Below are 21,185 nucleotides of genomic sequence, written 5' to 3'. Positions count from 1 at the left end.
TCGATTCATTTTGTTTAAAATATTTAAGGTTTAATAAGTGTTATTTTTGAACTGCTCTATTTTGAAAAACTTTGCGACCATCTTCATGCTCAATTGTTTGTACAATGGTTTCTGCCTGATTAAACATTTCTCTGAATTGTGCATTATCCACTTTTCGAGGGACCTGAATATTGGCTGCTTCTAATGATTTATCTATACTTTCATTGTGATCATCTGCATCCTCATCTTCAGTATTACCTTGGTCATTGGAATTTTCTTCAATTATTTTTACGGAAGCAATTTCCTCCTCTTTATTTGATAAAATTCCAGATTCAAAAGAGTCAATATTCTGTTCAGACTCAAATCTTTGCCGCCAAACTTCAATGTCTTCTCTATCTTCTGACAGATCATTGCTGACCGGAAATTCCCTTTTATTAAATGACTTTGGGGTGTTCAGATTTTCCACATCTTCGATTCCTACTGTGGTCACATCATCCCTGTTCTGCTCTTCAAATTCAGCCAAAGAAAAAACATCGCTTTCCTCCGTAACCAAAGTAGATTCCTTTTTTATGAAGAGATCATAAACGATATTTCCTATGTAGTACAGGATGTAAAGCGCAATTAGAATGATTAAAAATTTTGTCATAAATAATAGTTTCTCTAAAGAGTAATAGTGTAGAACTGGGTTAAATATTGGTATCCAGGTTTTCATTAATACAGGTTATTATTTCGTTAAATGAATTTTTAACTGCATATTTCTGCTCGTAAGTCAATTTTCTGGTGTCAATTGTTTGCAGACAGTTTCTTTTAAAAACAGGGCTTTTAATTAATGTTCCGTATTTTTTTATTTCAGCATCCATTCCTTCCTGATTCAGGTATTTGTAGCCCTTATCATATTTTGAGCGAATGAAAATTCGTTCTGACTGACTTTCCAGTATTCCCAAAAAACTGACAAATACTAAAGTTGATTTTGCCGAAACATCTGAATACTCAAATGGAATGATGATAAAGTCACTGTAAATTAACAGATCACTGTACTTTGCATCTAGCGTTCCTGCCAAATCAAACAGGTTGATATCGTCGTTATCTTTCAAATCCAGAATTGTTTCAAAATCTGAAAATGGCTGCTCGACTTCTTCTCCGATAGTTTCCACATCATATAATTTTGGTAGGTCTAACTCTTCATCTTCTTTCCATTTCTGGTAAAATGATTTCTGATAATCAAAATCGAAAACATTGATATTCCTTTCAGAGATTGCCGAAATATAATTCGCAAAAGCAATGGCGAGGGTTGTTTTCCCGGTTCCTCCTTTTTGGGTTGCAAAAGTGATTATCATCTATTTTCGTTTTTTTCTTCTCTTTTTCAATTCGTTTTCTCCGGGATCTTTAGCCGTTCCTGAAATTTTCATCAATTCAAAAAACATTTCGTCAACCGCTTTCATCACTTTTCCCGCAACTTCCTTTTGAGGATTTAAAAATTTCTGATACTCCTTTTCTCCAATTAAATTTTGCAGTTCCCCTACGAAATGATGTTCCTGACTGATTGCGTAAAACTTGCCGGTTTCACTTTTCACAATGGAAACTGTTTGGTTATCATTCCTTTTATTCAAACTATTTCTAACATGATGTTTTATTTCTTCCTGAATTTTTCGATAGGTTTCGAGATCTTTATTTTTTTTATTTTCGAAAAGCATGAATTTCTGCAGTCTGATTTCTGGTTTAGTTTTTCGCAAAAATTTTAAAAGCACTGATTTTGATTCTTCGTTCGGAATGTGATAATCTTTCAAAACTTCAAATAATTGTTTATCAATTTTCTCATCGGTAAACTCAAACAGATCAGTCATTTTTGTAATCTCGCTTCCTTTATAGACTTTCCCGGATTTATGATCAATCAACGAATATCCAAATGGGTGATGGTTATCCTTATGATGAAACACCATGTCTATCCCAAAAAGGGTTCGCATTTTTTCCTGCAGTTCACTTTCAAACTCTACTTTTACTTTACTTATATCCTTTTCATTTTTATCCTTATTTTCTGGTAGGACAGATTTCTGCCTTCTGCTATCCTCAACTTTAAATACCTTGTTCGAATGAATTGCTTTGTACTTAATTAAAATTGCTATTATCTGATTCTTTCTGCTGTCATTTTTATTGGTCTCAAAATTTATTTGCTCACTGTTTATTGTTCTTTGTTTCAATCCATTTTTCAGAATATCAAAAGCCTTTTCATCCAATTTATTTTTAATCATTACAAAGCCATTTCTCTCCAGCAATAGTTCCAATTGATTAATGGTGTTGACTTTATATTTCAATAATTTTTCAAGTTCTTCATCAGGTTTTATATTGTACAGTTTTTCAAGTGTTTTACTTAATGCCTCCTGCGATATTAGTTTTTCAAAACTATCATTGATCTTTTTCCCGGTTGATTTATCAACTCTTGTTGAAACGATATGGACGTGATTATTATCGGTGTCACTATGAAAAACGACTGTGAAAGGCTGATCTCCATAACCCATTTCTCTCATAAAATTCTCCGCAACTTCTGTTAATTCTACTTTAGAGTGCTCCTGAAACTTTGTAGAAATCATCGCATGAAATTGTGGCTTAATGATCTTTTTGTTTCCTACCGAAATCGCTCTCAAATAATCTCTGACCTGTTGCTTATCACTTGACTCATTAATGAAAGAAGGAAAGTTTTTCATCAGCATTAATTCGCCTCTTCCGTTATTTATTTTTTTATCGTTGTAATTCACCCCGGGAAAACTTGCGCCTGCTGCCGGCATCATCTTCACGATCATTTTGCCAGCATTGTGTAAATTTTCACAAAAACAGCATTTTGTTTTTCTTTCAGTTTAACAACTTTAATCAGTTGATCCGAAAATCTTTCCAATTCTAAATCGCTGATGTGTTTTTGACCATTTACAATCCTCGCAACCTGATTAATGTTGGTTTCAATTTTCACAAATAGATTATCTTGTTTTTCAATAAACTTTAATATCATTCTTCTCTCGTCATCCAGTATTCTTCCTTCTACAGAATTAATGATTAGACTTGTTAATGAAATATTTCTCGCGTTACAGAATTTCTTCCATTCTTCTTTTTTAAATTTTTCTATTCTTAATTTTATTAAATGTTCCTTAACCATTTTCGTCTGTTAAAAAATAAAATCATCATTTGTGTTTGTATTTGAAATATTTTCACTTTACGGCAGGTAGGGTTTTATCCAGTTCGAAAAGCCTTGTACTTCTCCATACGTGTAATAGGATGTGGACATTTGATTTAAAGAAGAAACAGGAATTTGTAAAGCGTAATTTTCTAAAAGTGCTGGAAAAAATTGAGTTGAATTTTCTGTGTGTAGCAAAACGATCTGATTTGGGATATATCCGATATCGCTAAAAATGTCCGCCATTCCAATAAATGCATTATTTACAACCGGTGCTGAATCTGAAGATCGAAAAATTTGAAAATAAACGTTTACTATTCCATGAACCTTTCTGAAAGTTACAGCCCCTTTTAAACCTGCAAAGTTTTTAGTGCCGATAGAATAATATTTAGAAGCGGTAAGATATACGTTGGTGTTTCCGTAATAATTAACTGGTGCAGACCAGGTAGAAGTTGAAGTTAATCCCGAAGTACTGTTCGGATCAAAAGATAGTACAATCCTGTATTCAATTGGTTGAACTTCCTTGGAGTAAGTTTGCCACAAACTTCCATCAAAATAATAGGGTCCGGCTTCGTTAACATTAATAACTTGACCAGACAGATTATTTGCCGCAGAAGTTGCAAATACAATTGCACCCTTTTTCGCAGACGAATAGAATTTTGCGGAAAGTTGATCACCTGTTACTCTGGGTGGAATTATTCCATCATAGTGATTAGAGTCATTTGGTTTTCCAACAACATCCAGAGTTGTTTCAGGTGTTGTAGTATTAATTCCGACCTGTGCCTGAAGTGATACTGTAAGTAGACATAAAAAGAAATAAAGTATTTTACCCATCTATTTGATTTATAATTTCAGGGCAAAATTGAGGAATCAATGTAAGCGAAGCAACACTGCATCAATGCTTTGGGCTAAAAACTATTAATCTGGGTTCAAAACAGAATAAAAAAAGTCTAAAAAAGTGTAATTTGGGTTATTCTGCACTCTAAATCTTATTCCCAATGAAAAAAAACGAGTTCCGAAGTTTTTTCCCCTTTTGCAAAAAGGCAAGATTCGTCTTTGTAAACCAACTTGAAAAGTTGTGGGTACAAAGACACATCTTGCTATCAAAACTCCCCCATTTTATGAGAGGTCTAAAAACAAAAATTTAGAATTCGTAAAAGACTTAATTTCAGTTGAATACAAAATTATTGCTTTTGAAAAAGAAAAGAATTGTACTTGGTATTCTTTTACGCAGGTAATACTTATACCTGTATTCAATTTACGCAGGTGCTGTATTTATTTTACGCAGGTACAGAAAATAACCTGCATACATTTTACGCAGGTTGGTATATTTTTTTTTCGCAGATATTGTGAAAACCTGTAATCTTTTTACGCAGGTTAAAGAAATAACCTGCATCTATTTTACGCAGGTTAGAAATTTAAAGCATCGAAAATTTCAGATAAATATTTCTCATCCGCAGAAAAAACCAATCAAAAGACAATGAAAAATAAAATTATTGGCTTAATACTGTTTCTGAACCTGCGTTTATTTTACGCAGGTTTACAGTTTTAAAGTGCTAAATAATATTAATTATAATTTACGACTTATCCATCTGAAAAATCGGTGAAGCCTTTGTGCAGATTAAATGCGTAAAATAGGACTTCAATTCGGTTTTCGGATCAGTAAATATTTCACTTTTCCACTTTATTGATAATTCCCAAATATCCCACTTTCTAATTTTGGTATAATAAGGGTCAAAATCTGGACAAAAAACTTCGAAGTATTGACCTTCTGTATCATCTACAAATTGAATAATTATGGATGATGCTGCATTATCCCTTTTCGGTGTTGCTAATTCTATTATTTAGGCGTGAAGTTTCATGTACAAATATAGATATGAATTGTAGCATAATTAAGATTTCAGTTGCTATAATTTGGGGCAAATAAAATTTTTCTTAAAATTGCTATTTTTAATTTGAAATTTTAAAATGAAAAAAAATTCAAAATTTATTGATTTTTGGAAAATAAATCTGATGGATAGGAGAAACGTAATGCTTTATTTAGATAATACATATCGCTGATACTTCCCCTGGTATTTTGCGTTAAAGATGCAATTTGTTCAGAAGAAACTCCAATATTTTTTAAAAGTGAAATAATCAGGACGGCTTCCACATAAACAGATGCATATAGAAGATCTATACCGATGAAAGCGGTTGGTTTATCTTCAAAATGAGATAATGAATGCCTTGTAATTTCAAGTCTGTTAAGGTAGTTGGAAGTCTCGACATCAGGAGGTAAAACCTGTCGAAATATATCCGTAAAATATTTTATTTTGCTATTTAATGAATTTTTTATCTGCTTTACAAACGTCCTGTAAAATCTCTCTAAAGCAAATATAGAATTTAGGAAAGCATTTTCAGGACTAACTTGTTTTAGAAAATGTCTTTCGAAAAGGATATCAAACAATTTCTGGTAGTCTTCACTAAATATCCATTTTTCAACCATTTCTTTATTAAAATATTCTGTAAATGTAATTTCGTGGATATTTAAAATATTAAATTTTGTTCGCGGTAATTTATAATCCCATCCATATAATTGAAAACGTTGTTTTTTTCTATTCTCATATAATATGAAGGTGAAAATATCTACATTATCACCATCTCCAAAGCCAAGAAGGTATATTAATTTTTTAAATCTTCCAGCAATTTGAAGCAAATCCCAAATAGGTAGAGAACCACCAATTGATTTTATACTTAAATATTTATACTGTCGTGCAGTATAATGCATTTCTCTTGTTACGCGGCTATTTAAACCATTATAAAAATTAATCTTAAAGCGATCGTTCTCAAGTAACCTAACCGGCTTCTTACTTAATTCACCTTCTATTCCGCCACTGAAAATTATCGTATCGTTAAAAACTTTTTTTAATATTTCCGATTCAAATGAACATATGTTTGATTTTATGTCTGCGATATTTAAGAATTGTATCCCCTTAATTAAATATTGAAAATCAAATGTTTGAATGTCGAGATTACCAAAACTTCCGCTGCTTGCATAACCACTAACTAAAGTAACTTTTCCTAAACCTTCGAAAAGTCCAATTGCAATATCTATAGTCTCACTCTGCCGAAGTCGAAAGTCTATTATTTTCACCAGAAATACAGTCTTGAGATCTGTTTGTAAATCAGCAACATATACTTCGTCATTAATTTGAATCTTTCCTATTTGACTTTTCATAACATTATGTAACAACTTTCGCTTTAGATCAATTAGATCTTTGATCATATAAGTCAAATATAAGAAAAGCACTAATACTTAATTCAATTTGTTAACTATTTCTCAATTGTTTATTTTTAATGCTTAAATTCAAAAATGTTTCAAAAAACTATCATTGCCAAATATTTGCAAACTCAAAATGCACAAAATCTCCTTGCAAAATGGAACCTATTTCGTACGCATTTCCAAAATCCTCTTATCCAGGAAAACATTAGGAATAGTAAGGAAGAACAATATCAAGGTGAATTTTTGATTGATCTTTTTGTAAATGTTTTAGGTTACACAAAAAACCCAACGCCAAACTTTAACCTGACCACCGAATATAAAAACGTAAAAGACAGCAAAAAAGCAGATGGCGCAATCATCATTAATGATAAAGTTTCTGCAATCATTGAGTTAAAAGGAACCAATACCACCGATCTATCTAAAATTGAAGATCAGGCTTTTGGCTACAAAAATAATCAGGATAATTGTAAATATGTCATCACCTCCAATTTTGAAAAATTGAGGTTTTACGTAGATAATGCGATTGAAAATATTGAGTTTAATCTGTTTGAATTATCGCAAGAACAATTCAATTTGATGTATCTTATTTTGGCTTTTGAAAATATTAAAAATGATGTTCCGAAAAAATTAAAAGATGAATCTCTCAATCAGGAAGATATCATTACCAAAAAATTGTACAAAGATTATTCGGTTTTCAAAAGGGAATTATTTCAAAACTTAACGCAGCTTAATCCGGAATATGATCCACTAATACTTTTTCAGAAATCGCAAAAATTATTGGATCGCTTGCTTTTTCTTTTCTTTGGCGAAGACCGAGGTTTATTGCCACCAAACTACATCAGGAAAATAATTGGAGACTGGAATAAGTTGAAAGATTTAGATGCTTACTTTCCACTTTATGACCGGTACAAACAAAATTTTGAATATTTAAATTCGGGTAAAAACCCAGAAGTTTATGCTTATAATGGCGGTTTGTTTAAAGAAGACGAAATTCTGGATCACATCAAAATTGATGACAAAATTCTGTATGAACATACTTTCAAACTCTCTCAATATGATTTTGCAAGTGAAGTAGATGTGAATATTCTTGGTCATATTTTCGAAAATTCTTTGAATGAAATTGATGAAATAAAAGCCGAATTAGAAGGTCAGGAAATCAATAAATCTAAATCCAAACGTAAGAAAGATGGCGTTTTCTACACTCCAAAATACATCACCAAATACATTGTAGAAAATACGGTGGGTAAATTATGCGAAGAAAAGAAAACGGAATTCAAAATTGTAGAGGAAGAATATTCAACCGATAAAAAAAGACAACAGAAAACCCTTAAAAATCTGCTCAATAAGTTAGATGATTACAGAGCTTGGTTGTTGCAAATTACCATTGTAGATCCTGCGTGTGGTTCTGGAGCATTTCTGAATGAAGCATTGAATTTTTTAATTAATGAACATCAATACATTGATGAACTGGAAGCAAAACTGCGAAATGTTCCTATTATATTTTCTTATCACAGCGAAAGTATTTTAGAACATAATCTTTTTGGAGTTGATTTGAATGAAGAATCGGTAGAAATTGCAAAACTTTCTCTTTGGCTTCGAACTGCAGAACCCAACCGAAAACTGAACAGTTTGAACAACAACATCAAGTGTGGAAATTCTCTAATAGATGATCCTGAAGTTGCCGGGGAAAAAGCATTTAATTGGAAAGAAGAATTTCCACAGGTTTTTGCTAAAGGAGGTTTTGATGTTGTCATTGGGAATCCTCCTTATGGTATATTCATGAGTGATATTGAAAAAGAACACTATCTAAAAAACTTTCCTTTAACAAGTTATAAAATTAACTTATATATTTTATTTATAGAAAGAATGCTACAGATACTTGACAAAGGAGTAATTCACTTTATCATTCCTAAATCATTATTATTCAATACTTTTTATAAAACTATTAGGGAAGAGCTTTTACGTTGTGTACAGATAAACGAAATACATACCATAACAGAAGAGGTTTTTGAAGATGCAGATGTAGGTAGTAGCTTACTTCTAAACTTTCAAATTAAGCAAGAAATTGATTTAAACAAAGCATTTAGATTAGCTGAATCTGAAAAAATTTCTAATTTTATTACCAATCGCAATATTACAGAAAGTTATCAATCTCAAAAGTTCTTTTTAACCATACCTAATTCTGAAATATCTGTAATAAATCAGGATAAAGAAGTCATTTTAATAAAACTATTAAAGTTAAATTCAATTAAAGATTTTTATAAACTCAAAAATGGCTTGAATCCTGGAAATATTAAACATATTTTGATTTCAGAAGCAAAGCACACATTAAACCATAAGCATATTATATGGGGTAAGAATATCAATAAATACACAATTAATTGGAGTGGGGATTTTATTAATTATGATGAAAATCTAATTAATACTATCAGCTTGGAAGATATTAAATCAAAGCAAGGAATGAAAAGTCAAACTAAAATTGATTTTGCATTGAGAAAGCCAGAATTGTTTGAAAATGAAAAAATAGTAATACGAAAGACTGGAGATAAATTGATTGCAGCATTAGATTTGAGAAATTACTATTTTGACACTTTAGTCCATGGTATTTATAAACTTGATCACGGACCTAGTCTTAAAAGTTTACTTGCAATATTAAATTCTAAACCTGCCACGTTATTTTACAGATTATTGCATGATATAAAAGGGAAAGTATTTGCAAAAATAAGTCTTGACAATTTAGCTTCGTTTCCGTTTCCCCGGATTTCTAATGAACAAGATTTAGTATTATCAAAAAAAGCGGATTTAATGCTTTCTCTCAACAAAACGCTCCAAGAAATTTCAGCAAAATTCCAAAGAACCTGCGAAAGGAAATTTGAGAATTTAAACTTAACCAAAAAACTGCAAGATTGGTACAATCTCTCTTATGCAGATTTCATCAAAGAATTAGGCAATCAAAAAATAAAACTCACCCTTTCCGAAGAAGCAGAATGGGCAGACTATTTTGACCAGGAAAAAAGCAAAGCATTAGAAATACAATCTAAAATTGCAAGTACAGATAAGGAAATAGATCAAATGGTTTATGAACTTTATGGGTTGAGTGAGGAAGAAATAAAAATAGTAGAAGAAAACTAACATGAGTGAAATATATAAAGCGAGGCTATTTGATTTAATAAGTAAAGAAGACGTAGTTCTTTTTGCAGGTGCAGGTTTATCAATTTACGCTGGATATCCCAGCGGAAATGTGTTGAAAAGTATTTTTTACGATAGATTAAATGTTAAGGAGAAAGAAATTATTGATAAGCATCAATCGTTGTCAACTTTAACACAAAATTTGTTTGATCTGCATAATAGTAGAAATTCAACAATACAAACACTTCGAGATGTTTTTTTAGCAAAACCAACTTCGACAGAACTACATAAAAGAATTTCTGAAATTCCTCATTTTAAAATAATTATAACTACAAATTACGATCAGCTTTTTGAAAATACCTTGGGAAATAAAGCGCAAATTCTTATTTCTAATAAAGATTTACCCTATATAAATAAGAGCAAAGTTCAAATTTATAAGATCCATGGAGATTTATCTATTCCAGATACGATCATCTTAAAGGATTCAGATTATAATAATTTCTTTAAAAACAACACAGAATCTGAACCTTTCTGGAATTCTGTTAAAGAAAAATTAAGCACCCAAAGTATAATGTTTATAGGGTATTCATTAGAAGATGCCAATATTAAAATTATTTTTGAAAAAATATTAGAATCGTTGGGAGACGACATGAAAGAAAGATTTTTTATCGCACCAAATTTGCAACAATTTAATATCGACAAATTATCAAAGAAAGGTATAAAGTATATTAATACCACCGGCGAAGTTTTATTTACAGAACTGTTGGAATATCTCAATGCAAATACATTCATAAATTTAGAGAAAGGAGGCGTATCAGCGGATACTGCTTCAAATTTTGCGAAAAACTTTGGGTATGATCTACAATTAAAATCTAATATTGCAGGCTTTTATTTACAAGATATTTCAAGTTCAAAAGGCTTTATTAATCACAAAGTTAATTTCACTATGAAAAATGATGAAGTATTAGTGAAAAGATTTGAGGATTTTGTTTCTGGAAAAACAGGGGGAGAACTAATCTTAAAAAATGACGATTTTATAAATATAGATATTTGGGCAGATAAATTTAGAATAAAAAAATACGGAGATATTGCAGAATTCAGGATTTTGAAATTGCCCATATACGATGGAAATGTTGACATAATTTTAGATGACGGTTTCGAAATTCAAAATTTCTATGTAAAATATTTTATGAATGCGCCGTCCGATAATGTAAGACAAATTACTATTGATAATAACAATTTTACTTTAAATGTAAAGTTAACTTTTGGTTCCGACAAAAATACTAGGTTATCCTTTGAAAGCAATGTAAAAGAGATTATTTCAGATGTTACATCATATCTATCATTTTACCAGGCTTTAGACAAAGTTTTATCTGGTATTGGATTTAGTGTGTTAAAGGATGGTGTGAAATCATTCTATCAGAAACCTATAAACACTGAAAAAACAGATGACAATTCTTTCTTCATTGAATATTGTCTGAATTTACAGAAAATTGAAAAATTTCATAAAATTAAATTTAGAAATTTTAAATCTGCTGAAATAAGTGATTTTACTTTTGCAAATATTTCGAAGGTTGTTTCAAAGATTGAGAATAAATATTACGAAGAACCTTGCAGAGAATTTACTGCCCATCTAAATAATGATTTTATAAAAGGTGGAATCTCAATTGATTCTGGAGAAATGGTAATGTTTTATAGAATGAATAATTGTGAGGAAGTAGAAATACATGGTCACCACTTCAAATTAGGCTATAAAGATGTTATCATTATGGATCCTGTTTTTGAAGAATTAGATGTTTTCGAGAAAGTTAAAAAGAAAGAATTAAGAAAAATAAAAATTCGCAGTAAGATTAATAAATGCAAAATATTTTACAGAGACGAATACGAGTCTCTGGAGCAACCTAAAATAGACGAAATAAAATAATATTTACTCAAGGGAAGTATTTAATAAATAAGATTAATGACTGATTTCAATCAGGTGAAAACAAACTATAAATTTAATTTTAAAACTTTCTTTTATAAAAGTCTTCAGTCACGAACTTCCTCGCTCCCATCTGTCCTTCATCGATTAGAAAATAAAAATCAACTACTGAAGGTCGAATTTTTCTATCAATTGCGTATTCTTGAATAAAACGAACTGTTTTCCTGAAATTTTTGTCTCCTAATATATTATCAACAATGTTCAGTTTTTTACCAACTTTCATTACTACCAAATCCGGTTTTACACAATCATAACCCAAATCTAACAAAAGATGTAGTAAAGAAGTTGTGGATTGAAAAAATGGGATTTTATTATTTTTAAGAATTTTCAAAAGTTGGTCAAAACCAGTCCAAAATTGTGCTATATCGCTTTCATTATCAATCGTTTTAGGAATTTGATTTTCATTCAAGATTTCAGTGAATGAACCGATGTTTTTAATTTTCCGGGCTAAACTTACAATATGAAATAATTTCGCTTGTTGTCTGATTCCTTGTATGGAAGACCAGTGTTCGTCAGCAAGATCACATGGATTAAGTTTAACAACTTCGTCAATTTTAAAATTAAGAAAAGCGGCGTCGAAATTACCCGACTTCAAAACTTGTTCCACCTTTTCAGAGTTTGCATTTTGACTATAAGCGATTAAATGAGAAAGCTTTTTTAAAATTTTGTCGTCGTTTATGAATGGAGAAAAAATCTTGCTGTGTCTCTTATTACGTTCATCAGAAAATAATGGTTCGCATTTAAACTGATCAACGTTCTGAATGAGTTGGTCGATTTGTAAGAATGTTTTTTCTTTCTCCATTATTTTTGATTTTCGAAAGTTGTTGCACATCTAATCCACTAGAATAATTTTTCATTTATAAATATTGGCTGACAAATACCATTCGCTCGGCAAATCTCATTCAACTAATTTCCTTGTTGTTGTTCAGACAATATTTTAATAATCTGAACCTCTGTAAAGAAGCTGTTTTTCATATTTCTCCCAAATTAAAGGCTATATTTTTAAATGATCCATTTTTTGGGAAGATTAAAGTTCACTTAAATTCCTAACTCATATTTCTCTTCTAAAAAAACATCTACGATTCTCTGATCTGGTTCATTAATGATATACTGTTTATCTGCTTTTGTAAAGTCGTAAACTCCAAAATTCTTAATATAATTTCTACTCATAGAATAGTAATGAGAGCCATAAGGCTTACTCGTGTTTTTAATATAAAACCAAAATATTTTAGAACTCATGAGTTTTTGTAAAAAGAGCAATTCATTTTCATTTTCAGTGACAACAGCTAAACCATTATGAAATAATAAGTTTTCATCTGTATTAATTACGTAATTTGGTATATCAGGAGTTATATGAGGGAAAAAAAGTTTAAATTTTAATTTTTCTAATGATTGGTTTCTTCCGTAAGCATACCACTTTTCATATTTACCTTCACCTTTATCTCTTTGAGCAAGAACATTTTCTTTGGATTTTAAATACTTGTATGTCAAAGGAAATTTCTTTTTAAAAAAATCTTCTTTTATTAATTGCACTTTACCACTTTCGTGTTTATATGGAAATATTAACTTTCTATTAATTTCTTTTACATTATCAATTCTTGTAAACTTATTTGGATTAATAACGTTTTTACATATTCCTTTTTCAATTGGAAAGACTTCATCATTCATTTTTAAATAATAAAATTTTTTATCTTCATCAACAGGATTAAAAATATAGATATTATTTTTTAGTGTTGCTATACCATTTCTTGTTTTAAATAATTCTCCGAATGGCTTCCCTGTTTTTTCTATCTTATTTATTAAATTTGTTTCTTCTAAATTCCAACCTTTTTTAAACTCCAGCTCATCGTAAATCAATGAATTATATTTATAGTTAATTTTTAAACTATTAGTCTTTATATAATTTAAAAATTCACTTTGATTATTTTCAATTAAACAAATACATGTATATGTAGATTTACTTTTAAAAATTTGTTTTGTTCCAAAGTCAATTATTCTAAACATTAGTTTCTTCTTCTGAAAATATTCTCTTAATGCTCGACCATTTACGCTTTTGAAAAAAGTATTCATTGTTATATATCCAAGTATACCATCTATAGATAAATTTTCAATACCAATTTGAAAAAATGGAATATATAAATCAGGGTGTCCTGTAGAACAAACTTCCCATTTGGAAAGATGATTTTTTGTCGTGTCAGGAATATTTCTTGAGCACACATACGGGGGATTACCTACAATACACATAAATCCGCTAAAATCATTAATGCCATTAGTCCATTTAAATTCTAGTGCATCACCCGTATAAATATTATATTTAAGTAAATCATTGTCCTCTCCATTAAAAATAGCAAGTAATGTCAATACAATTTTTGTTCGATTTGTTGAATAATTTTGTATGTCTAACCCAAATATATTATCTCTGATAATTTCAAAAAAATTTTTGTTTGTGCTTTTGTTAATATATAAAGCGGCTTCATATAAGAAACTACCACATCCACATGAAATATCAGCTATTTTAAAATTTTCGTCAATAACTTTATTATGAAGAGCTTGTTTAACAATGTACTCTCTTATTTTTTTTGGAGTATATATTGCACCGGTTATAATTTTATCATCTGGAGAAATAACAAATTCAAATAACTGAATTAAAGTCTCAAAATCAAACTTTTTTATATGAACTTTTATAATTTCAATAAACTCACCAACAGCCTTATTTTCGTTTAGATCATTATCGAAAATTATATATTTCTTAATAAATTCGTTTTTGTAAACTTCTATTTTATTAAATCTTAAAAACGAGGAAACTATCAACCTATCTACTAGTAAAGTATCGGTAGTATAATTATTTTGTAAGTATTTAAATATTTCTTTATTCATTTTTAAATTATCGTTGGGCATAAATGTTGTTTTGACCAACAAATATTTGCAATATCATATGACCAATTACTGGCAATAGTATGATAGTATGGTTTTAGTATTTTATCTTGATATACTTTGTATATTGATGAAAAATAACCATCATCCATAATATTATCAAAAGCAAACGGAAAAAAATTTGAAGTTAACAGCCCTATTCCTAAAATTAAATCTACTGGATGATGTACTATTCTAGGAGTATCAAGAAACAAAGTATTCCCATATTGAAATTCATCTTCATCAAGTGGGTTACTTGCAATTTGAAGATGATATGTTGGATGTGGTTCTGTTGCTTCTTTTGAAGGATCATGTTTGTCGATATGAAAACAGAAGTAATGAGGTTGAACACCAATACCACGAATTACGGCATTAAAATTCAAATCTATTAAAGGGTCGTTTAAATCATTCCAATTTTTATAATTAGCGACTAATTTCATGTTTAATATTAATTCCACATTTTTATGATTTATACCCTTTGGACGCATGTGTTTTGTTGTGTCAACTGGGATTTTTAAGTCACAAATTTCATAACCCCATAAATCATTATTGGTGGTACCGTCTTTTAAAAAAGGAGCACCTTTTCTTAGTTCTTCTGCGGCTATATAAATTGGAGTAGTTAAAATACTTCCTGAAAAAACGCTTTCAATAATTTTAGCAGCAGTTATCAAGTCGTCTGCTCTCGATTGTCTAAATTGTTCAATTTTCATTTAAAGCTATCTTTCATTAATTGTATCTTTTCATTCTCACTAAAATGGGGTTTTAAACCTTTCCTTTTAATTCCTTCAATTGCTATTGCATAGAAAGATAAATATTTAGGTTCTTGCCATGGTTTTAAATCATCGCTTTGGAAAACTTTAAAACCTTCAATTGGGTCTAATGGTAATTTTGTTTCTTCACAAATAGCCCAAAAATTTGAACTCACACAAGATTCAATAGGTTCAGCTTCTTTTAAATTTTTAAGAGAAAAAAACTCTTTTAAAACTTCTACTCTTTGAACAGCATTGAGGTTTGTTAATCTTTTTCCTTTACTTACTTCTTTAAACAAAGAATTAATTTTATCCATCCACCATCTTTCCCAACCATCATTAAATAATCCTGAAAACCTAAATGCTGATAAATGCTCTTTTAAAGTATTCCAATCATCTCCTGAATCTTCAATACTAACACCAAGTCTAGATGCTAGTAGCCGTTCCTTAATTAATGCTCCGGGATGGTTAAATAGCTCCTTAATTATAAAGTGAGCGTAATCATATGCAATAACTTTGTTATCTGGGTCTTTAAATTTTTCCGTAATTCTTGGGTCAAAATTGTAAATATCTTCTCGTTCTAAAACATCTTCGATTGTTCTAGATTTTTCATTCAGCCATTTATAACCATTTGCTAAAGAATTTAATTTTTTTGAAAATCTTTCCCAATCTGGTTCGTCTCCTTTTAAAAACTTATAATCAAATAAATCATGACTTGTTTTATCAGCATCATAAGTAGCTCGCATTCTTTCGTCCGTTGAACATAAAATTATCGGTAATGATTTTAAATTCATTTCAGGTTCAGAGACAGCCATCCTAAGTTCTTGTGCAATAGAAGGAGCATTATATGCAACATCCAATTGCATATTTTGATTTAATCTGAAATCTAAAATTAGACCATCATAATGTTCCAATTTAGTTGACAAATCTTTTATTTGCTCTTTAAAATTCATTGGCTGTTCAACATCAATATCAATAACACCTTCATCTACAAAACCATCTCTAATAGCGGTAACGGATTGGTCATTTTCATCATCTATATATAAATATTTAAATTTGCTCATTCTTAATGTTTTCAGGGATTTCTACTCTTATTGTTGTACTAAAATTAGTTTCTGTTTCTGCTACATAAATAGCACCGTTATAACTTTCGATAATGTCTTTTAATATTTTAAGCCCAAGACCAGTTCCAGATAATGAATCCGAATCAATATCATGATGACCAGAGGCACTTGAAGTTGTAAAAAAAGCATTAAAAATTTTATCTTCGTCTTTTTCGCTTATTCCATCTCCATTATCAGAAAACTCTAAATAAACATTATTGTTTTCTCTGCCACATTTTATAAATAATTCACCTTTCACTCCCTTTCTTTTTATGGCTTTTTTGGAATTTGTATAAAAATTAAATAAAATTGAAGACCATTCAGAAGGATGCATTGGTATGGTATCTAAATCAAAATCATTATAAACTGGTTTATGAAGTATAATGCCAGATCTCTCTAAATCTTTTCTAACAACATCAGTAAAATCATTTACAGCATTTCTCAATTCAATAGGTTCTAATTCTCTGAAAACATTTCTTGAAATTGCTCTATCAAAATATGATGTATAAGCTGTGAAAGACTTAATATTTGTCTCTAATCTTTCAACTCGATTCAAAGCTTCATCATAATCTTTAACTGCCTTTTTAAGAAATCTAGTATCTGTGTCAAACCCAGGTAAAAATCTTTTTACTTCATGAACAAATTCACCAATAACCAAACCTAGAGCAGCTAATATTCTCAGCATATTAATTTCTTCAATTAATTTTTGTTTTTCTATTTTTTCTTCTTCTCTAGCCTGTTTAAATTCTTCAAATGCCTTATTAAATTTTTCTTTTTTATCCGAATGTTTTTTTGAATCTGAATTTTCATCTTTATTAGGTTCTTCTTCCTCAAAAATTTCTTTTATTTTTTCAATAGCTGTATCGACCTTTTTAGATGGATTTTCTGTTTTTTCCCAATTTCTTTGACCTGTAGTAGATTTTCGGCCTCTTAAATCCGCAATTTTTATCACAGCACTAATTAAACATCGTTGTGTAAAATTAACTAACTCTTGAAAAGCATCATTTTCGAAAAGTCCTTCCCTACTAGAAGTTTCATCAAATAATAATCCTGATTCATCAGTGATTTCTACAAATCCAAAAAAATTAATATTTCGATGAGAAGATAGAATTACTCTTTTAGCAGTTGATTCGTCAAGACCTAGCCAATCATTTAATTTTTCACCATAAGGAGGAACTCTAAAACCATTTCTATACATTCTTATACCTCCTCTTTCATTAGCAACTTCTTTAATGAATGTCATTGTTTGTGAAGGCAACAGAGAAGTCTCATATATAAAATAATAACATTTAAAATGTACTCCTTTTATAAAATTAAATTTTGACTCGGGTAAATCTTTTTCTTTTCCAATTAAAAAAACTTCTTGAGGAAAATTAAGTTTTTCGCTTTGTAATGACCAACATCCTTGTCCATCTTCTAATACATAACCTTCGATTTCTGCCAATGCATTCTTTAAAAAAGCTTCTTCTTCGTCGATAATTAAATTTTCATCTGATACAAACTCTCTGTAATATGAACTTTTAAAACCAGGATCTAATTTATTTTTTTCTTTTTCTTTTTTTTCTTTGGAAAGTGGAAAGGGCTGCAGCAAATCAGAGGTATACCTATATACTTTTTTAATCGTTGCGTTACTCCAACCTTCTCTTAAATTTTCAATAATTAAATTCGTTCCTTGTTCTTTTTGCTTTTCTATAATTTCAATTGAATTTGAAATTGTGGATAAATCTATGTCTGATGCAAATTTATCCCAGTCTATTGAAACTTTTAAGGCATAATCTAAATCTTCTTTTTGAGTAATAATAGTTAATTTATCTCCTAAACGTTGAGTAGCAAATCTTCCAATTCCTTTTCTTCCGGCTCTTATTCGTTGGTAATTATTTGAAATTGGGTTATGAATTTTATCAGATGAAGATAATCTCATAAAACCATTGACCAATTCTTCTTTATTCATCCCAGTTCCATCATCAATAATCTCTAAAGTACCACCTTTATTCCATGCATTTACATAAATCAATTTAACGTTTTTAGCATCTGCATCGTAGGCATTCTTTACTAATTCTGAAACTGCTGTTTCTTGCCGTCCAACAAGTTCTTTACCTAATCTATTTATTATTCCTGCATCAACACTAAATCGAACATTTTGCACATCAAAACTTGAAAGCTTAGAAGATAATTCTAAAATTTTACCATAGTTAGTTGGATCATCTATTAAGATTTTCGATAACTCTTCTCTTATAATTTTTTCTTCCATGATAATTATCTCTAAATTTTGTTGATAATTTTTTCTGTAACTGCTTTATAAGCCAAATCATTATTATATTCCAATCCTGGTCTTAAAATTGTAAAAATATCATTTCTAAATTCGTCGTCCTGCATTTTTTCTTCCATATTGATCTGAAACATTTTACCAGTTGGATTTACGCCGTCTGAAAAATTAATGTACTCTTTGTAGCATTTGATTAAATTCTCTGTATTGATTTCGAGGTTTGATAATGCAATATCCAAATCAAATAAATCTCTTCCTTTTCTTCGTTGATATAATGCTCTTAATTTCGTTCCTAGTAATTCTTCAATATGATAAGTTTTGATCATGCATTCTCCAGTAAACCAACCGTTTTTCATTTTAAAAGGAACTTTTTGAAGTCCTAAAACTGTAAAGTGTTCTCTACAATTGATTTCTATTTTTAATCGCATCTGAATAACTGGCGGAATTTCAGTTTCAAAGCGATAAGTTGCTGTATTATTGTGAATACTGCTTACAATTTTTCTTTTTGTCCCTAAAAATGTAGATAATTTCTCTCTGATTTTTACTAAAATTGGTTTTATAGGACCAGGTATAATCTGCACCAAATCTATATCCTCCGAATATCTTGCTTGTGGTTTTAAAAATAATTTGTGTAAAGCAGTTCCACCACGAAATGCAAGATTTTCATTTAAAAATGGATCAGAAAACAATTCTACAAGTGTTCTTTCTATAATTAAATCTTGTTCTACTTGTCCATTTTCTGGCCAAGGAGCAAATTCTCTCCACTCTTCTATATATCTTCTCGGTATCATAAATCGTTTTCGATATTAATATTATATATAATCCGCCATTTTGCATTTATCATTCCTTCCCTATTTTTTCCGGGCATCAATGGTATGTTTACTCCTTTTTTATTAGCGATTGTTACATAAATTACTTCACTCAACTTTTCATTTTTTAACTCGAATTCCAATAAATAACCCAATCTTTGTAGGGTGGCATTTTGAGAATAATTTTTAGCAGTTTTGGCTAGATGACTTGGTTTTATAACTTCCACTAATTCTTTTAATATTGTCACCACTCTGTTCATTCCTAATTTTTCTACATAGTACAACAAATCCAAAGCGGTGAGTTCTGGAGAAGAAACATTTACATATCCTGCATCTGTTTTCACTTGTATTATATCTTCTTTATTCCATTCGTTTTTTACAAAAAAATTGATTTTTAGTTTCTGGTTTTTTATATCCCTTAACGCTGGTTTTTCTGTTATTACAAAGGTTTCCATAGATTGTTGGTGGGATGCACCGTGAATTGCAGCCGCCGATATTAACCCTAAATAATATTTTTTATTTAGTGATAACATCATATCATCTAAAAACATTGTAGTAGGAATTACTCCATAATTTGAGTATTCTGCAGGAAGAATGGTATAAAAACCTTTTCGAATTTTCACAATCTTCTTTTTAGTTTTTAGCCGATATAGATTTTGGAGAATTGCTTTATCTGTTACATCAAATTTTTCCTTTAATTCTTCCAATGTAAATGCATATTTTCCTTTAGAACGTACAGTATCAATATATTCCTCTAAATAATTATATGTTTTAACTTCTTTTTCCACTTATATTTTATTTGCTATCTACTACACAATGTGTAGTGTTACGCAAATATAATATTTATTATTTCAAATATTACATTTCGTAAAATAAATTTTCAAACTATTGCCATTCTTTTAAATTGCTTAAAAACCACACATTCAGATCCTTAAAACTCCGATACAAAACAGAACAATCCTCCACACTTTCATATTTGTTAATTATCTCTTCAGTTAAATTTTTTCCATTCAAATCGTTATCCAGAAAAAGCACAATTTTTTCATACTCCTTTAATTCTTCTTCAATTTTAAAAAACATTGCAGTCGAATTTAAAATTAAAAAATCGGAATTTGAATTTTGAGCATTTGGCAAACGGAGATAGGTGAGAAAATCAAAATAACCTTCAAAAACGCAAATCTCTTTTTTCACATTATGATTCTTGATAAAAGTGACATCCTTTTTTCCCAAGCAGATTTTCAAATATTTATTTCGGATTTCAATTCCTCCGGAATTATTATAAAAACCAATTCCAAAGTACGGCTTTCCGTTCATTTGATAATGTATTTCTTTAACCAAATGTCTTTGTTCAAAGACTTTTCGAGCTTTTAAATATTGAACTAAAGCAGGATGTTCAATCTCTTTCACTTCTAAAATTTTGTAGTTTTTATTTGATTCATTTCTGTTTATATTTAGAGAATTTACAGGAATATCAAACTTTTTCAAATATTCTAACGCTTCAGAAACCGAACATTTATTCATTTGTTGTACGATAGAAACCACATCATAACTTTTTCCAGTTCCGAAATCAAATGCTTTGTTTTTTACAAAATCTACGCAAAGACTTGGTTTTTTTTCTTCGCGATCAATCGCGAAGTAGAAAGCAGTTTTAGAATTTTGTTTTTCAGGATATAGATTAAATGATTCTAAAACACTTCTAATACTTATTTTTTTCTTGATTTGTTCGCAATTCATTTTTTTCTTTTTTAAAGCAAATTTTTACCCCCAAAATCCTTTTAGATAAAAAAAAACTTTTATTTACTTTTAAATCCCTTTTACTAAACCACTGTAT

The 21,185-nt window shown here is 29.7% G+C and carries 16 protein-coding genes; 2 read left to right on the top strand and 14 right to left on the bottom strand.

Features of this window, described 5'->3' with window-relative positions; translation table 11 throughout:
- Positions 1–40 precede the first annotated feature (40 nt).
- From C4S29_RS06885 to C4S29_RS06860, 6 genes are all read right to left on the bottom strand, one after another.
- A complete protein-coding gene (locus C4S29_RS06885) occupies positions 41–691 on the bottom strand; it encodes a hypothetical protein (protein ID WP_146063274.1) in 651 nt (216 codons plus the stop codon).
- Positions 666–1,316, bottom strand: coding sequence for a ParA family protein (locus C4S29_RS06880; protein ID WP_103913394.1), 651 nt, complete (start codon positions 1,314–1,316; stop codon positions 666–668). Before C4S29_RS06880 ends, C4S29_RS06885 begins: the two co-directional genes overlap by 26 nt.
- Positions 1,317–2,765: a relaxase/mobilization nuclease domain-containing protein gene (locus tag C4S29_RS06875; RefSeq protein WP_317045069.1), complete on the bottom strand. Its 1,449-nt coding sequence runs from the start codon at positions 2,763–2,765 to the stop codon at positions 1,317–1,319.
- An 8-nt stretch (positions 2,766–2,773) separates the two neighbouring features.
- Positions 2,774–3,124: a hypothetical protein gene (locus C4S29_RS06870; RefSeq protein ID WP_103913392.1), complete on the bottom strand. Its 351-nt coding sequence runs from the start codon at positions 3,122–3,124 to the stop codon at positions 2,774–2,776.
- 57 nt (positions 3,125–3,181) lie between these two features.
- The gene (locus C4S29_RS06865) at positions 3,182–3,976 is read right to left on the bottom strand and encodes a hypothetical protein (RefSeq protein ID WP_103913391.1); all 795 of its coding nucleotides are present in this window, start codon (positions 3,974–3,976) and stop codon (positions 3,182–3,184) included.
- A gap of 1,153 nt (positions 3,977–5,129) precedes the next feature.
- Entirely contained in the window at positions 5,130–6,359 is a 1,230-nt protein-coding gene (locus C4S29_RS06860) for an ApeA N-terminal domain 1-containing protein (RefSeq protein WP_146063273.1), read from the bottom strand.
- Between the two features lie 135 nt (positions 6,360–6,494).
- On the opposite strand from C4S29_RS06860, the gene C4S29_RS06855 reads away from it, so the two are divergent.
- Together C4S29_RS06855 and C4S29_RS06850 are read left to right on the top strand one after the other, a co-directional pair.
- Positions 6,495–9,536, top strand: coding sequence for an Eco57I restriction-modification methylase domain-containing protein (locus C4S29_RS06855; protein WP_103913389.1), 3,042 nt, complete (start codon positions 6,495–6,497; stop codon positions 9,534–9,536).
- Between the two features lies 1 nt (position 9,537).
- A complete protein-coding gene (locus tag C4S29_RS06850; RefSeq protein WP_103913388.1) occupies positions 9,538–11,457 on the top strand; it encodes an SIR2 family protein in 1,920 nt (639 codons plus the stop codon).
- Between the two features lie 79 nt (positions 11,458–11,536).
- Here the strand turns inward: C4S29_RS06850 and C4S29_RS06845 are convergent, their stop codons facing one another.
- The 8 genes from C4S29_RS06845 to C4S29_RS06810 form a co-directional block, all read right to left on the bottom strand.
- Complete coding sequence (locus C4S29_RS06845; protein ID WP_103913387.1) at positions 11,537–12,316, bottom strand: hypothetical protein; 780 nt, start codon at positions 12,314–12,316, stop codon at positions 11,537–11,539.
- Between the two features lie 236 nt (positions 12,317–12,552).
- A complete protein-coding gene (locus C4S29_RS06840; RefSeq protein ID WP_103913449.1) occupies positions 12,553–14,391 on the bottom strand; it encodes an Eco57I restriction-modification methylase domain-containing protein in 1,839 nt (612 codons plus the stop codon).
- Positions 14,392–14,393: 2 nt separating this feature from the next.
- Positions 14,394–15,137: a hypothetical protein gene (locus C4S29_RS06835; RefSeq protein ID WP_103913386.1), complete on the bottom strand. Its 744-nt coding sequence runs from the start codon at positions 15,135–15,137 to the stop codon at positions 14,394–14,396.
- Complete coding sequence (locus C4S29_RS06830) at positions 15,134–16,240, bottom strand: hypothetical protein (protein ID WP_103913385.1); 1,107 nt, start codon at positions 16,238–16,240, stop codon at positions 15,134–15,136. Before C4S29_RS06830 ends, C4S29_RS06835 begins: the two co-directional genes overlap by 4 nt.
- A complete protein-coding gene (locus C4S29_RS06825) occupies positions 16,227–18,530 on the bottom strand; it encodes a sensor histidine kinase (protein ID WP_103913384.1) in 2,304 nt (767 codons plus the stop codon). The genes C4S29_RS06830 and C4S29_RS06825 overlap by 14 nt, the downstream gene beginning before the upstream one ends.
- An 11-nt stretch (positions 18,531–18,541) precedes the next feature.
- Positions 18,542–19,336 (bottom strand): nucleotidyl transferase AbiEii/AbiGii toxin family protein, encoded by a 795-nt coding sequence (locus tag C4S29_RS06820; protein WP_103913383.1) that lies wholly within the window; start codon positions 19,334–19,336, stop codon positions 18,542–18,544.
- Positions 19,333–20,142 carry a type IV toxin-antitoxin system AbiEi family antitoxin domain-containing protein gene (locus C4S29_RS06815; RefSeq protein ID WP_103913382.1) on the bottom strand — a complete coding sequence of 270 codons (810 nt, stop codon included), beginning with the start codon at positions 20,140–20,142 and terminating at the stop codon, positions 19,333–19,335. The genes C4S29_RS06820 and C4S29_RS06815 overlap by 4 nt, the downstream gene beginning before the upstream one ends.
- A gap of 97 nt (positions 20,143–20,239) precedes the next feature.
- The gene (locus C4S29_RS06810; protein ID WP_103913381.1) at positions 20,240–21,088 is read right to left on the bottom strand and encodes a toprim domain-containing protein; all 849 of its coding nucleotides are present in this window, start codon (positions 21,086–21,088) and stop codon (positions 20,240–20,242) included.
- Between the last annotated feature and the right edge of the window lie 97 nt (positions 21,089–21,185).

It is taken from the genome of Halpernia humi (assembly GCF_900108025.1).
GTDB classification, from domain to species: Bacteria; Bacteroidota; Bacteroidia; order Flavobacteriales; family Weeksellaceae; genus Halpernia; species Halpernia humi.
Note: the sequence above shows the minus strand (reverse complement) of the source record. Positions and strands in the feature narration are given on the sequence as shown.

Bases quoted from the DNA above. Each gene is read 5' to 3' on its own strand.
- C4S29_RS06885 (WP_146063274.1), bottom strand. From the start codon at position 691: ATGAAAACCTGGATACCAATATTTAACCCAGTTCTACACTATTACTCT.
- C4S29_RS06880 (WP_103913394.1), bottom strand. From the start codon at position 1,316: ATGATAATCACTTTTGCAACCCAAAAAGGAGGAACCGGGAAAACAACC.
- C4S29_RS06875 (WP_317045069.1), bottom strand. From the start codon at position 2,765: ATGATGCCGGCAGCAGGCGCAAGTTTTCCCGGGGTGAATTACAACGAT.
- C4S29_RS06870 (WP_103913392.1), bottom strand. From the start codon at position 3,124: ATGGTTAAGGAACATTTAATAAAATTAAGAATAGAAAAATTTAAAAAA.
- C4S29_RS06865 (WP_103913391.1), bottom strand. From the start codon at position 3,976: ATGGGTAAAATACTTTATTTCTTTTTATGTCTACTTACAGTATCACTT.
- C4S29_RS06860 (WP_146063273.1), bottom strand. From the start codon at position 6,359: ATGAAAAGTCAAATAGGAAAGATTCAAATTAATGACGAAGTATATGTT.
- C4S29_RS06855 (WP_103913389.1), top strand. From the start codon at position 6,495: ATGTTTCAAAAAACTATCATTGCCAAATATTTGCAAACTCAAAATGCA.
- C4S29_RS06850 (WP_103913388.1), top strand. From the start codon at position 9,538: ATGAGTGAAATATATAAAGCGAGGCTATTTGATTTAATAAGTAAAGAA.
- C4S29_RS06845 (WP_103913387.1), bottom strand. From the start codon at position 12,316: ATGGAGAAAGAAAAAACATTCTTACAAATCGACCAACTCATTCAGAAC.
- C4S29_RS06840 (WP_103913449.1), bottom strand. From the start codon at position 14,391: ATGAATAAAGAAATATTTAAATACTTACAAAATAATTATACTACCGAT.
- C4S29_RS06835 (WP_103913386.1), bottom strand. From the start codon at position 15,137: ATGAAAATTGAACAATTTAGACAATCGAGAGCAGACGACTTGATAACT.
- C4S29_RS06830 (WP_103913385.1), bottom strand. From the start codon at position 16,240: ATGAGCAAATTTAAATATTTATATATAGATGATGAAAATGACCAATCC.
- C4S29_RS06825 (WP_103913384.1), bottom strand. From the start codon at position 18,530: ATGGAAGAAAAAATTATAAGAGAAGAGTTATCGAAAATCTTAATAGAT.
- C4S29_RS06820 (WP_103913383.1), bottom strand. From the start codon at position 19,336: ATGATACCGAGAAGATATATAGAAGAGTGGAGAGAATTTGCTCCTTGG.
- C4S29_RS06810 (WP_103913381.1), bottom strand. From the start codon at position 21,088: ATGAATTGCGAACAAATCAAGAAAAAAATAAGTATTAGAAGTGTTTTA.